This is a genomic window from Comamonas sp. CAH-2 (assembly GCF_009668305.1).
GTDB classification, from domain to species: domain Bacteria; phylum Pseudomonadota; class Gammaproteobacteria; order Burkholderiales; family Burkholderiaceae_C; genus Comamonas; species Comamonas aquatica.
The window spans coordinates 1-12,503 of sequence record NZ_VSWF01000009.1; the positions used below are offsets into that span (position 1 = coordinate 1).

A 12,503-nucleotide genomic window follows, 5' to 3' on the forward strand; every position below is an offset into this window, starting at 1 on the left:
GGAATCGGCCGCCCCGGCCCCTGCGGCCCAGGCCACCAGCGCCGGCTTTCAGGACTGCCGACAGTTCTTTGCCGCCGGCCAGCCACCGGCCGTCGCGGCCCAGCCCAAGCTGCGCGACCTGTGCTACGACGCGTTTGCCATCCTGCACAACGGCAACACCCGCACCCCGATGTTCGTGGCCCAGCGCATGAACCGCTCCCTGGTGGACGATGCCGACGAAAAGCGCACCAACAAGTTCTTTGCCGACGCCCGCCTGCCCCGGGCCGAGCGCGCCGAGCTGAACGACTACAAGGGTTCCGGCTACTCGCGTGGCCACATGGCCCCGGCGGCCGACATGCCCACGGCCCAGGCCATGGCGCAAAGCTTTTCGCTGGCCAACATGGTGCCCCAGTCCGTCAAGCAAAACAGCGGCCCCTGGGCCCGGATTGAAAAGGACACGCGCCAGTACGCCAGCCGCGCCCAGGGCGATGTCTTCATCATCACCGGCCCGGTCTACGAGGGACAGCCCGACACCGTGGGCGACAACCACGTGGCCGTGCCCAGCTACCTGTACAAGCTGGTCTACGACGCCAGCACCAACCGCGCCTGGGCCCACTGGCAGGCCAACCGCGACGATGCCCGCGTGAGCAAGCCCATCAGCTACGCCGAGCTGGTGCAGCGCACGGGTATCGACTTCCTGCCCGGCGTGCACCCCCAGTGAACCGGGGCCGACCCCGCCGGCTTCAACTGTGCTTGGGAGTCAAAACCACCTCCAGCGCTGATGAAGCCTGCGCTGGCAGCTCTGCTTTTCGAGAACCTAAGGCCGTCAGCTCTGCCGAGGTCCCCAGAGGTTGGAAATCAAAACCAGCTCTAGCGCGCATGCAGCAAGCGCTGGTAGCTCTGCTTTTTTAAAAACCCATTAAGGCAACTGGTGCAGGCACCCACAGCACAACGGGTGCGGTCAGGTGCGGCACCGCCATGCTGGCGCAGCAGCTGGCGGGCAACGCCAGCCAGCCAGCGGGCGGCGGCCTGCAAAAAGGGCAGGCTGCCCATGGTCATCCGCCGGCCCTGCTGGTGCTTGCATGGATTGAGGGTGAAAACCACCTCCAGCCATGATGGATTCAGCGCTGCCAGCTCTGTTTTTTAAGAACCAGGAAGACAGCCGGCCCCAGCAGCTACAGCACGGCGGGTGCGGCCAAATCCGGCACCGCCACGCTGGTACAACAGCTAGCGGCAGCGCCAGCCAGCGCGTGCAGCGGTCTGCACAACGGGCAGACTGCCCGAGGTCATCAGCCGGCCCTGCTGGCGCCCGCATGGATTGAGGGTAAAAACCTTCGCCAGCGCTGATAGAGCCAGCGCTTGCAGCTCTGCTTTTTGAGAACCCAGGAAGACAGCCGAAGCAGGCGCGCCTACAGCGCCACAGGCGCGGTCAAATCCGGCACCGCCACGCTGGCGCAGCAGCTGGCGGGCAGCGCCAGCCAACGTGCGGCGGCGGCCTGCAAGGCGGGCAGGCTGCCCGTGGTCATCAACTGGATCTGTTCGGCCCCCGCCAGGGCTGCGGCCTCGCCAGGCTCGGCACGCAGGTGGCCGGCCTGGGCCAGCAGGCGGCGGGTCTGCCGCGCCACGGGGGCGCCGGTGTCGATCAACTGCACATCAGGGCCCAGCAGGGCGCGCAGCTCGTCCTTGATGAAGATGTAGTGGGTGCAACCCAGCACCAGGGTGTCCATCTCACCCGTTTTCAGGCCGAAATGCCCCAAAGCCTTGGTGTAGCGGGCGCACAGTGCTTCAATTTCGGAAGTCTCGCCATCCGCCGCAGCGGGGGCTTGCAGCGCGCTTTGCTCGATCGCACGCGCCAGCCCATCGCAGGCCTGCACCTGGAACTGCACCCCCTGGCCGTGCTCCTGCAGCAGCTTGTGAAAGCGCCGGCTTTCCACAGTGCCGCGCGTGGCCATCACCCCCACCTGGTGGGTCTGGCTGGACAGCGCCGCCGGCTTGATCGCCGGCTCCACGCCGATCAACGGCAGGTCCGGCATGGCCATGCGCAGCGACTCGACCGCCGCCGCCGTGGCGGTGTTGCAGGCAATCACCAGGGCCTTGATGCCATGGCGCTCGCGCAGGTACTGCGCGATGGCGTGCGTGCGCGCCTGCACAAAGGCATCGCCCCGCTCGCCGTAGGGGGCGTTGCCGCTGTCGGCCAGGTAGACAAAATGCTCGTGCGGCAACTCGTGGCGCAGCGCTTGCAGCACGCTGAGACCCCCGATCCCGCTGTCAAAAACGCCAATTGGCGCAGCAGCCACAGTCATGGAAAGTTCGGACACAAATCAGATGGGTGCCCAGTATGCACCCGCTGTGCCCGGCCGCGCCGCAGCGCGGGGCCACAAGCCCCTGCGGCCAGGCGGGCAGGGCCTGCACGCAGGCCCGTGGCTAGGGCATGGTCGCCAGGTAGGACGCCACGGCCCGGATGTCCTGGTCGCTCATGCCCTTGGTCACGAAGGCCATGTTCGGGTCCGAACGCACGCGGCTGCCTTCGCGGTAACGCGTCAGCGTCATCTGCACATAGCCGGTGTGCTGGCCGGCGATGCGCGGCAGGCGCTCGTTGCCACGCCCGTCGGTGCCATGGCAGTTGACGCAGATGCGTTCGAAGTAGGCCTTGCCCTGGGCCACCAGGGCCGCGTCCTTGGGTGGCCGCGCCGGCAGGGGCTCTTTTTCGTAGAACAGCACCATGCCCACCATCTCGTCGCGGCTCATGGCTTTCAGGATGCCTTCCATGAAGGTGTTCTTGCGCAGCCCCTGGGAGAACTGGCGGATCTGCTCGACCAGGTAGGCGGGGTTCTGCCCATCCAGATAAGGCACTTCCAGAATCGCCTTGCCGTTCTGGTCGGCGTGGCAATTCGCACACACCGCCGCCACCTTGCGGCCCAGCGTGTAGAGCTTGTGCCCCAGTTCCGGCTGGGCCTTGGCCTCCTGCAAACGGGCCTGCAACTCGTCCTGGGTGATGGACTTCGCGGGCTGCGCCTGCACCGCCGTTGCAACCACGGCACAGAGGCAGACGGCACGCAGGACAAGCTTGAGACAGACGTGCAGTGGGGCGAGAAAGCGCAAATGCATGGGTGGATCCACAGCGGGCATCGGGATGGGATGCGGCCCATTATCTGCACATCCCCGGGCGAAAACCGTCTGCGCCACAAGCTGCGCAAAGCTTGATTTCGGGGCTTGCCAACCCCCGCCCCAGGCGTTCTCGCCACCCAACCGGCGGTGCCAGCAATGCGCGTATGTCCCAATACGAAAGCATTCACATCTGGTTTCAACTAGCGTTTCGAACGGTCGTGCTTTTTAACCACTGCAGCCGCCCAGCACCCCTGGCGCAGCCTGCCGGTGCCACAGCCCACCCGCGCCGTGCGCACGGCACGACCTCCCCCCGCAACGCCAACCATCACGTGGCCCCGCCCTGCGACGGCCACCCCACGACCAGACCCAAGGGGCTGCAATGAAGCACATCGGTGTGACTCAGAAGCTATGGCTCGGTGTTGCCAGCATCGTGCTGGGCGCCATCCTCATCGTCGGCCATGCCGGCTACAACTCGGCCGCCCACCAGCGCCGCTTCAACCAGCAGGACAGCCTGCTGTCACAGCGCCTGGACCAGGCCTCGCAATGGAGCGCACTCTCCCAGGTCAACATCGTGCGCACCCAGGCGGCGCTGCTCAGCAGCGAGGCCCAGGATGCGGCCGACCTGGGCGCGCACATCGCCGCCACCCACCAGGCCATCGACGGCCTGCAGCAGGCCCTGCAGGCCAGCAGCCTGGACCGCCAGGACCAGAGCGCCTTGCAGCAGCTGGCCCAGTTGCGCCAGGCACTGCAGGCTGCGGGCGACCAGGCGCGGCAGCTGCAGGCCAGCGGCCAGCTGGACGCCGCACGCCAGGCCACGCGCAGCAGCTACCGCCAAGCGGCCGATGCCTACGCCCAGGCGCTGGCGGCCTATGTGCACCAACAGGCCCAGCGCCTGGCCGAGATGCGCGCCGACATGGGTGCCGCCCGCCAGGGCGTAGTCAAGGCGGCCGCGCTGAACATGGTGTTCCTGCTGCTGGGCGTGGCCGTGGGCGCCTACCTGCTGATTGGCAGCATCCGCCGCGCCCTGCGCGCCGCCAACCAGGTGGCCGAGCAGATTGCCGCCGGCGACCTGCGCACCCGCTTCGACCAGCCGCGCCACGATGAATTCGGGCAGCTGCTGCAATCGCTGGAGCGCATGAGCCACAGCCTCTCGGCGATGATCGACGACGTGCGCGACAGCGGCGATGCCATCACGGTGGCCAGCGGCGAAATCGCCTCGGGCAACCAGGACCTGTCGCAGCGCACCGAGGTCACGGCCAGCCACCTGCAGCAGGCCGCTGCCGCCATGATGCAGCTCACCCAGACCCTGCAGGCCACGGCCGCCAGCGCGCAGCAGGCTGCCGGACTGGCCCACCAGGCTTCGGGCGTGGCGCAGCGCGGCGGGGCCGTGGTCAGCGAGGTGGTGACCACCATGACCGACATCCACAGCCGCAGCCAGCAGATTGCCGACATCATCGGCGTGATCGATGGCATTGCCTTTCAGACCAACATCCTGGCGCTGAATGCGGCGGTGGAGGCCGCGCGCGCCGGCGAGCAGGGCCGCGGCTTTGCCGTGGTGGCCAGCGAAGTCCGCACCCTGGCCCAGCGCAGCGCGCACGCCGCCAAGGAAATCAAGCTGCTGATCCAGGACTCCGTCAGCCGCATGGCCGACGGCGCGCGCCTGGTGCAGGACGCGGGCAGCACCATGGACGAGGTGGTGCAATCCATCCAGCGCGTCACCCAGGTCATGCAGACCATCAACACCAACGCGGCCGAGCAGCGCGATGGCGTGGCCCAGGTGAACGAGGCCGTCGGCGCCCTGGACCAGATGACCCAGCAGAACGCCGCCCTGGTCGAAGAAAGTGCCGCCGCCGCGCACAGCCTGCGCGAGCAGTCCGAGCAGTTGCGCACCCTGGTGCAGCGTTTCAAGGTGCATCCGCACACGGCCGGTCAGGCCGTGCCGCAAACGCCGGCGGCGACACCGGCTGCACCAGCCGCACGGCCCCCGCAGACCGCCACGGGGCCGCACAGCCTGGGCCTGCACGCCGCCCCCCTGCCCCGGGTGGTGGCGCTAGCGGCCGCCCCGGCACAGCGGCACGCCGCCAGCGCGCTGCAGGACTAGGGCATGCCAGCGCCGAATCAGACGCCGCCGCCGCGCACCATGGACAGGATCTTGGCCGTGTTCAGCCCGCGTGCGGTGTCCTGCATCTGCGGCAGGTAGCGGGCCTGCAGCTGGCGGCCATCCTGCATCACGTGCTGGTAGGCGTCCTTGAGCATGTCGGTCGACAGCTGGCGCCCGCCCGCGTAGTACTGGTTGGCCACATGCCCCAGGGCATAGGTGCTGGCAAAGCTCATGCCGCTGCTGACCGCCTGCTTGCCCAGGCCCCCGAAGATGCCCTTGCCCGCCTTGCCCAGCAGGCCCCCCAGCAGCTTGCGCCCTGCCTCCTCCAGGTACTGCGAGGTCAGGCCCACGCCCAGCGCGGCCAGCAGGTCCTTGATGTGACCACGGTCCAGCTCGTAGCCATAGCTCTGGCCGATCTGGTAGACCAGACGCATCTGCAGCGGAATGATGGCCAGGGTGGACAGGTTCTCGGGCAGCAGCTCGATGGCGCCGTTCAGGATGGCGGCCTTGAGGATCTTGCTGTCCATCTCGGCGGCCGGCAGCGCGCCGGGGCGGCGTTGTGCCGCCGTGCTGGGCAGGGCGTCAACCGCCGCCGGATGCGGCACGCTGGCCCCGGCGGGCAGCTGGATGCCGGCCTCGGGGGCGGCGGCCTGCAACGGGGCATCGGCCACGGCACGGGCCTGGGCATCAAAGCCGGCACCAACGCCCGCCACAGCTGCGCCAGCAGCTACGGTTGCAGGAGCGATGGATACCGCCTGGGTCGCAGCGCCAGCGCCGGCCAGGCCCAAGGCCTGGCGCAGCTGGGCCAGAAATGCATCTTCCTTGGGGCTGGTGTGGCCGTCGGCGTCGCACACGCACACCGCCATTTCATAGGCCAGTTGCCGGGCCTCGCGGCTGGTCAGGCGCGCCGCGGCCGAGGCCAGGTCCACGCGGCGCAGCAGCACCTCCTGGTACAGGCCGGGCAGGTTGACGCCCTGTGCGCCCGCCAGGCCTTCGGCCACCTGGCGGATCTGCTCGCGCTCGCGCTCGTGTTTTTCGCCATCGGCAAATGAGGCCAGCAGGCACAAGGTCAAGGTGGCGCGGATTTCGTCGTGTGTCATGGTGCTCCCTGCAAGGATGGTGTCGGCAAAGGGGGTTGGAGTGCTGCCGCGGCCTGCGGGTTCCCCGGCTCGGGGTCATCAGTGGATGGGGGCGCCGGCCGCACCAGGCGCAGGCCCAGCACTTCCATGCCCAGGGCAGAACGCCGCAGCAGCACGGTGGCCGGCAGGGGCTGGGCGGGCCACTGCGCCAACTGCTCGGCGTCGATGCAGAACTCGAACAGCGGAAACCGGATGCCCTCGATCTTCAGCTGGTGGCGGCAGCTGTGCTTGGCGCTGCTGCGGTGGGGCTGCACCTGCGTGGCCTGCTGGCTGGGCATGCCCCACCACCGCGTGTACAGACTGGGCAGGGTGATGGCCAGGTCGATCCACAAGATGGCGGCACAGAACACCAGCACCAGCACGCCCATGGCCCAGCGCTTGACCGGTCCATAGGTCAGCCAGGGGCCAGACGGCGCCCAGGCGCCGCGTGCCCGCAGGCGCCGCAGCCACAGGCCATGCACCGGCAGCAGGGCCAGCGACAGATACAGTGCCCCGCGCATGGCATCGGCACTGGGCACAAAGCTGCGCCACAGCAGCAAAGGCACCAGCGCCCCCAGCATGACCAACAGCACCCAGCTGATCCAGATTTTTTTGGCCAACACCGTCCCGGGCGGCCACAACCACCGCTGCCAGCGGCCCGATGTCGACACCAACAGCCCTTACCTGGACGGCTGCGCCGGCGGGCTGAGCGGCAGCTTGTCCTGCATGCCGGTGATCGCGTCCTGGAAGCTCTTGAAATACTTGGCCCGCGTTCTTTCGGCAATTGCTGCCCACTCCGAGGGGGGCTGGCTCAGCGATGCCGCGGTGCGTGCCCCGGCCGACTGCGGATCGCGCGCGGCCTGCACGGCCTGCATGCCATGCAGGTTGATCCAGTGCGGATCGTAGTCGTAGGGGGTCTTGCGGTCCCAGGCCACAACGTTCGCGATCAGGTCCAAGGCCCGGTCCAGGTCCTGGAACAGATAGCGGTTGATCGGTGCGCCGTAGGTCTGGTTCAAGGCATCGACCGCCTGCCGGGTCGTGGGGTCGGTACTACGGTTGACATCGAAGCGTGCACGCAGCTGGCCGGCATAGAACCAGAACGCGGCCTCGTGGTAGAGCTTGGCCTTGAACAAGACCTGCGACATCGCGTACAGCACCGGGGGCTGGAAACGCTCGGGCGCGGCACGCACGCGCTCCAGCGCCGCCTGCTGCTGCTCCGCGCTGCCCTGGGTCAGGGTCTGCAGCATTTCCTGGGTCTGCCGCGTATCGATGTGGGCATACACCCCTTGCGGTACCAGCACCTGCCCGGCGGAAACGCCGGCGGGCAAAGGCTCCAGCGTGTGGGCCTGCGCCAGCACCGCCGCGCCCAACAAAAGCCCCACCCCGACCCTGATTGTGGTTGTCACTCCCATCCCCGTCTCCTTGTGCCATCCCTGCACAGGCCGGCTGGGCGCTGTCAGACAACGTCCCGACCCCTGTAGGCTCGCATCTTAGGGGCAGGCCTGCGCCAACGCACGGTATTTACCACTGATCACAATTGCCAGGCCCCTCGGCCCTGCCAGCGCTGCTGGATTCAGAGCATCTGGCGCAGACTGGACAAGGGCTCAATACCTATCAAGCGTGCTTCTCAAACACCAAGGTGCGGTTGTTGGCCGGCATGGCGTGGTCATCGCGCAACAGCAACCCCTGCTGCTGTGCCTGCGCTACCACGGCCTCCTGGTCACGCAGGCCGCTGGCCGCATCGCGTGCGCGCAGGCTGGCATCGAAGGCACGGTTGCTGTCGCTGGTGTAACGCCCGCCATAGTTGAACGGCCCGTACACCGCCAGCACCCCGCCGGGTGGCAGTTGCAGCCCCACCAGCGCCAGCAGCTGCTGCACCTGCGGCCAGCCCATGATGTGCAAGGTGTTGCTGGTGAAGACGGCGTCGAAGGGGCCGTCATCCGTCTGTGGCCAAGCGGTGGCACCGCCGATCTCCAGCACCAGCGGTGCGCGCAGGTTGGGTGCGGGCTCTGCGGCATGCCAGGCCTGGATGCTGGCGTGGTGCTGGGGCAGATCGCTGGTCTGCCACACCAGGTGCGGCAGGCGCGGCGCAAAGTACACGCTGTGCTGGCCGGTACCGCTGCCGATTTCCAGCACGTGGGTGCGGTCGGCCAAGGCGTGCTGCAGCACGGCCAGGATCGGCGCCTGGTTGTTGGCGCAGGAGGGTGCGAAGACTTGGCTCATACCGCGCATCTTGGCACGAAGCCCTCGGCATTGAGCGCTTCAGGTGTTTTCAGCCTCTGGCGCTGACTGGACAAGCGCTGACAGCTCTTGTTTTTAAAGCCGTGACAGCACCCGGCAGGGCCCGGGGCCAGCGCCCTGCGACCGGGCTGCCGGCCACGCCGGGGCCTGCCCAGTGCGCACTTCACTGCGCATAGTGCGCCAGCCGCTGGGCCAGGGAGCCGGCATGCAGCTCGAACAGGTGGTTGTCGTAGTCATGGAAGTACAGCGACAGGCCCTCGCCGTCGACACGCGGGCGTGCCGGGGGGATCTCGGTCCCCAGGGCCTGCAAGGCGGCGGCATAGGTGGGCACATCGGCCTCGGCCACCTCGAACGCCACATGGCGGTAGGAACGCGCCGTCGGCTCGCCCTCCATGAAGGCCAGCCACACGCCGCCCAGCAGCAGGAACTTTTCGCGCGACAGCGAGAAGTTGCGCCCCTGGCTGTCGTAGACCTCGGTCGCCCCCAGTCCCTCGACAAACAGGCGCGCCGTGCGCTCCACATCGCGCACGATGAACGTCAGGTGGCTGATGCCCAGAACCGCCATGCGCGCCTCACTGCCCGGAGCCCTGGCGCGACTGCGCCAGGGCAATCGCCGCCTGGATCGCCGCCCGTGCCTGGGGGCTGTTCTTCCAGCAGCTCGACCCCACGATCTCCGAAGCCTTGGCCGTGATGTCCAAGGCATTCGCCCTGCTCAGATGGGCCAGGGTCTGAAAACCCATCTGCTCCAGCCGTGCCACCACCGTGGGCCCTACGCCCTTGACGGCCAGCAAGGCCCGGCGTTCTTCCAGCGAAAAAGGCATTCCTCTCCCTCTCAAAAAAAGTCACGGGGCCGGCCGCCCTTGCCGTGGCGGTGCCCCTGGCGCACGGCGGTCCCCATCCCGTCGACATATCCCGCCATCTCCGGCCTGTGTTGACCTCCCTCAGGCGCGGCGTCCGAAGGCGGCCGCCTTGTCCAGCCACCGGGCTGTCCAGCTGGCTGGGGCATTGTGCACACGGCCAATGCAGGTGATGCGTACGGGCCGGATACCGCAAAACTCCAGGATGGTGCGCCGTATCTGGTTGTTGCCGGGGTTGCGGTAGAAGAGCCGAAAGTACCATGGCGGGGTGTCCATGGTGGTCAGGACATGGGCCGACTTGCCCGTCAGGTACTTGTCCCACCACACGGAATTGGCCCGGTATTTGAACGCGAAACCCGGCAGCAGCACCCGGTCAAAAAAGCCTTTCAGCAAGGCCGGCATACCGCCCCACCAGGTCGGATAGATGAACACCAGATGGTCGGCCTCCTTCAGCGCCTGCTGGGCCGCCAGCAAATCGGGCTCCAGCGCCTGGATCTGCCGGTAGCCCTCATGCAAGATGGGGTCGAACACCAGATCGCGCACATCGATGCGTTGGACGGCATGCCCGGCGTCGGTGGCGCCCTGGACATAGGCATCCGCCAGGCTGGCGCAAAAGCTCTGCGTGCCGGGGTGCCCCATGATGACAAGAATGCGTTTTTTCATGGACAGGTTAAGAGGACCAGGGACAGCCCCTGTGCGTGGCACACCGCGCCACCCAGGAGTGCTGGCGGATGCGGATTTCAGCGCAGGAACGAGGGTTTGGCGCAAGCGCGCCGGCACCGGACTATGGACCCGCCACGGCAAACCCCTCACAACAGGGCACCGGGCCGCAGTGCGGCCCTGGCCGGCTGGCCACGGTGCATGGCGACCCGTGCGGCCTGCATCATCGGCAAAACGCCCGTACAGCACAAGGCCCGCCCGCATGGCAACGCCAGGCACTGGCGCAGACACAGCGCCCTGCCCCATAAGCGCCTGTGGTGGCTGTCAACGGCTCACACGGTCCGCGTCAGTGCTCGCTTTCGCCACGCAGGAGCGACCCCACTGTCTCTGCCGATGGTGATCGGCAGACGCTGCGGCGACCCGGTGACCGCCTGGCACAGACCTGCACCGCCGCCACATGCTCGACCCACACAGCCCCAGCACCCGCCCATGAAAAAACCGCCCGAAGGCGGTTCGTAGGGAGCAAGCCAGACAGGCTTACTTGGCCGCGGCCACTTCGATACCCTTGAATTCGCCGGTCGCGATCTTTTCCTTCCAGATCGCGGGGCCGGTGATGTGGGCGCTGGTGCCGCCGGCATCCACGGCCACGGTCACGGGCATGTCGACCACGTCGAATTCATAGATGGCTTCCATGCCCAGGTCTTCAAAGCCGACCACCTTGGCCTGCTTGATGGCCTTGGACACCAGGTAGGCGGCGCCGCCCACAGCCATCAGGTAAGCGCTCTTGTGCTTCTTGATGGCCTCGATGGCGACGGGGCCACGCTCGGACTTGCCGATCATCGAGATCAGGCCGGTCTGCGACAGCATCATCTCGGTGAACTTGTCCATGCGGGTGGCCGTGGTGGGGCCGGCAGGGCCGACCACTTCGTCGCGCACGGGGTCCACGGGGCCAACGTAGTAGATCACGCGGTTGGTGAAGTCCACGGGCAGTTGCTCGCCCTTGGCCAGCATGTCCTGGATGCGCTTGTGGGCGGCATCACGGCCGGTCAGCATCTTGCCGTTGAGCAGCAGGGTGTCACCGGGCTTCCAGCTGGCGACCTCTTCCTTGGTCAGGGTGTTCAGGTCCACGCGCTTGGACTTGTTGTAGTCCGGCGCCCAGTCGATCTTGGGCCAGCTGTCCAGCGAAGGCGCGTCCAGGTACACGGGGCCGGAGCCGTCCATCACGAAGTGGGCGTGGCGGGTGGCGGCGCAGTTGGGGATCATGGCCACGGGCTTGGAAGCCGCGTGCGTGGGGTACATGTTGATCTTGACGTCCAGCACCGTGGTCAGGCCGCCCAGGCCTTGGGCACCAATGCCCAGGGCGTTGATCTTCTCGAACAGCTCCAGACGCAGCTTTTCCAAGTCATCCAGCTCTGCACCGCTGGCAGCCTTTTGCTGCAGCTCGTACATGTTCAAGTCTTCCATCAGGCTTTCCTTGGCCAGCAAGACAGCCTTTTCCGCCGTGCCGCCAATGCCGATGCCCAGCATGCCAGGGGGACACCAGCCTGCGCCCATTTCAGGAACCGTCTTCAACACCCAGTCCACGATGGAATCGCTGGGGTTCATCATGATCATCTTGGACTTGTTCTCGGAGCCGCCGCCCTTGGCCGCCACGGTCACGTCCACCTTGTCGCCGGGCACGATCTGCACATTGATCACGGCGGGGGTGTTGTCCTTGGTGTTCTTGCGCTTGAAATGCGGGTCGGCCACCACGGACGCGCGCAGCGTGTTGTCGGGGTGGTTGTAGCCACGGCGCACGCCTTCGTTGATGGCGTCTTCCAGGCCCATGGTGAAGCCTTCCCACTTGACGTCCATGCCCACCTTCAGGAACACGTTGACGATGCCGGTGTCCTGGCAGATGGGGCGCTGGCCGGTGGCACTCATCTTGGAGTTGGTCAGAATTTGCGCCATCGCATCCTTGGCCGCAGGGCTTTGCTCGCGCTCATAGGCGCGGGCCAGATGCTGGATGAAATCCGGTGTGTGGTAGTAGCTGATGTACTGCAGGGCACCTGCGATCGAGTCGATCAGGTCCTGCTGGCGGATGGAGGTCGTCATCGTGAAGCTTCTCTGTTGTGGGTGCGCAGGGGCTGCGCGCGGAAAACCTGCTGATTATCCCCGCTAAGCCCGCAGCCGGTGGGCCAAAGCCGACAAGTCTTATAGAGGACTTGGGGGGCGCCGCAGCTTACTGCAAGCCGCTGTCCAGGCGCTGACCACGGGGTTCTGCAGATTCTCAAAAACCATAGCTTCCTGCGCGCTTACAGATTGCGCCAAATGCCAATTTGGCTCTGCATTCACAGCCCGACACCCACCACTGTGGCCGCGCGGCATCCCGCAGCAAAGCACGCCAATGAGAATGGCTTTCATTGACTGGGTTAGCATGGTGGCCTGCTTTGAGGCTGG

General features: G+C 67.0%; 13 protein-coding genes. 2 read left to right on the forward strand and 11 right to left on the reverse strand.

From position 1 onward, the window contains the following. The coding region (locus tag FYM52_RS07565; protein WP_154163649.1) for a DNA/RNA non-specific endonuclease at window positions 1-700 on the forward strand (700 nt) is incomplete at its 5' end. Window positions 701-849: 149 nt separating this feature from the next. On the opposite strand, the gene FYM52_RS07570 is transcribed toward FYM52_RS07565, so the two are convergent. From FYM52_RS07570 to FYM52_RS07580, 3 genes are all read right to left on the reverse strand, one after another. Beyond that, on the reverse strand, window positions 850-1,083 hold the full coding sequence (locus tag FYM52_RS07570; RefSeq protein ID WP_154163650.1) for a hypothetical protein: 234 nt from the start codon (window positions 1,081-1,083) through the stop codon (window positions 850-852). A gap of 305 nt (window positions 1,084-1,388) precedes the next feature. Continuing rightward, window positions 1,389-2,282: a glutamate racemase gene (gene murI / locus FYM52_RS07575; protein ID WP_154163651.1), complete on the reverse strand. Its 894-nt coding sequence runs from the start codon at window positions 2,280-2,282 to the stop codon at window positions 1,389-1,391. Window positions 2,283-2,403: 121 nt separating this feature from the next. After that, window positions 2,404-3,087, reverse strand: coding sequence for a c-type cytochrome (locus FYM52_RS07580; protein WP_154163652.1), 684 nt, complete (start codon window positions 3,085-3,087; stop codon window positions 2,404-2,406). 379 nt (window positions 3,088-3,466) lie between these two features. On the opposite strand from FYM52_RS07580, the gene FYM52_RS07585 reads away from it, so the two are divergent. Next, window positions 3,467-5,188 carry a methyl-accepting chemotaxis protein gene (locus tag FYM52_RS07585; RefSeq protein ID WP_154163653.1) on the forward strand — a complete coding sequence of 574 codons (1,722 nt, stop codon included), beginning with the start codon at window positions 3,467-3,469 and terminating at the stop codon, window positions 5,186-5,188. A gap of 17 nt (window positions 5,189-5,205) precedes the next feature. On the opposite strand, the gene FYM52_RS07590 is transcribed toward FYM52_RS07585, so the two are convergent. From FYM52_RS07590 to FYM52_RS07625, 8 genes are all read right to left on the reverse strand, one after another. Further along, window positions 5,206-6,288 (reverse strand): TerB family tellurite resistance protein, encoded by a 1,083-nt coding sequence (locus FYM52_RS07590; protein WP_154163654.1) that lies wholly within the window; start codon window positions 6,286-6,288, stop codon window positions 5,206-5,208. Then, complete coding sequence (locus tag FYM52_RS07595; protein WP_154163655.1) at window positions 6,285-6,926, reverse strand: hypothetical protein; 642 nt, start codon at window positions 6,924-6,926, stop codon at window positions 6,285-6,287. Before FYM52_RS07595 ends, FYM52_RS07590 begins: the two co-directional genes overlap by 4 nt. Window positions 6,927-6,986: 60 nt before the next feature. Further along, a complete protein-coding gene (locus FYM52_RS07600; RefSeq protein ID WP_370513812.1) occupies window positions 6,987-7,718 on the reverse strand; it encodes a hypothetical protein in 732 nt (243 codons plus the stop codon). A gap of 202 nt (window positions 7,719-7,920) precedes the next feature. Continuing rightward, the gene (locus FYM52_RS07605; RefSeq protein WP_154163657.1) at window positions 7,921-8,529 is read right to left on the reverse strand and encodes a DUF938 domain-containing protein; all 609 of its coding nucleotides are present in this window, start codon (window positions 8,527-8,529) and stop codon (window positions 7,921-7,923) included. Between the two features lie 181 nt (window positions 8,530-8,710). Then, a complete protein-coding gene (gene fosX, locus FYM52_RS07610; RefSeq protein ID WP_154163658.1) occupies window positions 8,711-9,112 on the reverse strand; it encodes a FosX/FosE/FosI family fosfomycin resistance hydrolase in 402 nt (133 codons plus the stop codon). A gap of 7 nt (window positions 9,113-9,119) precedes the next feature. Next, window positions 9,120-9,368, reverse strand: coding sequence for a Pathogenicity locus (locus FYM52_RS07615; RefSeq protein ID WP_042412167.1), 249 nt, complete (start codon window positions 9,366-9,368; stop codon window positions 9,120-9,122). A 120-nt stretch (window positions 9,369-9,488) separates the two neighbouring features. Beyond that, window positions 9,489-10,067: an NAD(P)H-dependent oxidoreductase gene (locus tag FYM52_RS07620; RefSeq protein WP_154163659.1), complete on the reverse strand. Its 579-nt coding sequence runs from the start codon at window positions 10,065-10,067 to the stop codon at window positions 9,489-9,491. Window positions 10,068-10,601: 534 nt separating this feature from the next. Beyond that, complete coding sequence (locus tag FYM52_RS07625) at window positions 10,602-12,158, reverse strand: fumarate hydratase (protein ID WP_154163660.1); 1,557 nt, start codon at window positions 12,156-12,158, stop codon at window positions 10,602-10,604. Window positions 12,159-12,503: the final 345 nt, after the last annotated feature.